This window comes from Vibrio sp. Vb0888 (assembly GCF_033338835.1).
Classification (GTDB): domain Bacteria; phylum Pseudomonadota; class Gammaproteobacteria; order Enterobacterales; family Vibrionaceae; genus Vibrio; species Vibrio alginolyticus.
The window spans coordinates 1-1,340 of the sequence record NZ_JAWOTL010000146.1 but is presented as its reverse complement, the minus strand read 5'-3'; the positions used below and the strand labels follow the sequence as shown (position 1 = coordinate 1,340).

2 protein-coding genes are annotated in these 1,340 nt (G+C 37.6%); both read right to left on the bottom strand.

Annotation, left to right across the window (positions count from 1 at the left end):
* On the bottom strand, positions 1 to 427 hold a 427-nt coding region (locus R7P72_RS24575; protein ID WP_318110909.1), incomplete at its 3' end, for an OmpA family protein.
* A gap of 1 nt (position 428) precedes the next feature.
* On the bottom strand, positions 429 to 1,340 hold a 912-nt coding region (locus tag R7P72_RS24570), incomplete at its 5' end, for a pilus assembly protein TadG (RefSeq protein WP_318110908.1).

Below are 1,340 nucleotides of genomic sequence, written 5' to 3'. Positions count from 1 at the left end.
AGGCAGTGCTTGCACGTCGAAGGGATAAACTTTTGTTGTAAGCCTGGCTTCCGACATCATCCGTGTGCCCTTCAACGAGAATACGTTTGTCTTCGTTAACCAGTTCTAAATACTTTGATATAGCTTGTTTATGTACGTTTGTTAGATAGTGCTCATTAGTATCATAGTGTAGAACTAACGACATTGAGTTCTTATCAAATGTGCAACTTTCCGTGGCGTTTGTAGCTTCAACCTTTTCAATTTTTTCATCTTGCACAATGGAAAGATCCTCATTAATTACTGATGCGAGTTTTCCATCCACCTGAGTAATTTTTGTATCAGAGCTTTTCAAAACTTTTGAAGTAACATAGTTTTCACTTTGGTTGATACAATTAGCGAGCGCGACATTTGAAGTAAAAATAATCGCAAGTGGTATTAACTTTTTCATTTTAATCTTTTAATCGTCCTGTTTCTTCGTTAATCAGATTTAATATATATTTGTAAACGTCTTTACCATTTTTCGCATGATAAATGTTTTTCTCACCAACGCACTCACCGAAACCATCATCTTTTTGTACGTTGTAGTTAACACCTATTACGCCCATGGTGACCTTGGTTTTTTCACCCTCTAGCTTCGCATGTTCACTTTGAAACTTATTTTCTTTACTAGATATTCTATTCTTAAGACTTTCACACAAACCATGCTCACCCACTAATGACTTTAAGAATTTGTCATAAACCTGATAATAATAAGTTCGCCCATCATACTGGTCTACGTAATATTTAGTCACGACGTCATACTTATCTCTATATGATCTATTTCTATTCAGTCCCATCGGGAATTGCACATCTGTATCTGCACCATCAGAAAGAATAATAAACACTTGCTCTGGGTTTCGATCTTCCTTTTTAACTTTATCCGCTTCTTTCGCCGCAGCAATTAAACCGAGCCATGATTGAGTACCGCCACCTCTTGCTGGCATCACTTTGTTGGAGTTTAGAATATCAATAAATTCCTGATATTTATCAGTCAGAGGGATATCCTGCGACTTATTATAATCACTAGCATAGTGCGGCTTTTGCTCTACTACAGACTTATCAAACATCTTATCGACGATGCTTTCAAATGACGCTTCAGTGTGAGAAAACTCACTTGCATAATCGTATAACTTCACTCGACCAGCGCCTTTATCGAACTTTGCGTTGTAGGCGTTATAAGTTAAAAGCGCAACTCGACTTTTCTTATCCGGACCGGTTTTGAAGTTCTCCAACTCTTTAACGACTCTGGTAATCGTATCTTTTACGACCTGCATTTGAGTCTTGTTTCTTTCACCATACCATGGGTGACTCATCGATTGACT